Genomic DNA, 290 nt, shown 5'->3' with positions numbered 1-290 from the left:
CAGCGTCAGATGTGTATAAGAGACAGGTTCAGGAACTCCGGGCGGAAGTGCTTCTTGAGCTCGTCGTTGACCTTGAGCTTCATCCGCTCGTAGTTGTTCTCCCCGCCGCCCTGGGTGAAGCCCAGTCCGACCGCCTTGGAGATGTCGGAGGTGCCCAGGTTGGAGGTGAAGATCAACACGCAGTTCTTGAAGTCCACCGTGCGGCCCTGCCCATCGGTGAGCCGGCCGTCCTCGAGAACCTGCAACAGGCTGTTGTAGATCTGTCTCTTATACACATCTGACGCTGCCGA

1 pseudogene is annotated in these 290 nt (G+C 58.3%); it reads right to left on the bottom strand.

What is annotated here, in order from left to right:
• Positions 1–26: 26 nt before the first annotated feature.
• Positions 27–290: pseudogene (locus LI94_RS21640) on the bottom strand (AAA family ATPase); the annotation flags it as partial.

The organism is Mycobacterium sp. UM_Kg27, assembly GCF_000972905.1.
Taxonomy (GTDB): domain Bacteria; phylum Actinomycetota; class Actinomycetes; order Mycobacteriales; family Mycobacteriaceae; genus Mycobacterium.
Note: the sequence above shows the minus strand (reverse complement) of the source record. Positions and strands in the feature narration are given on the sequence as shown.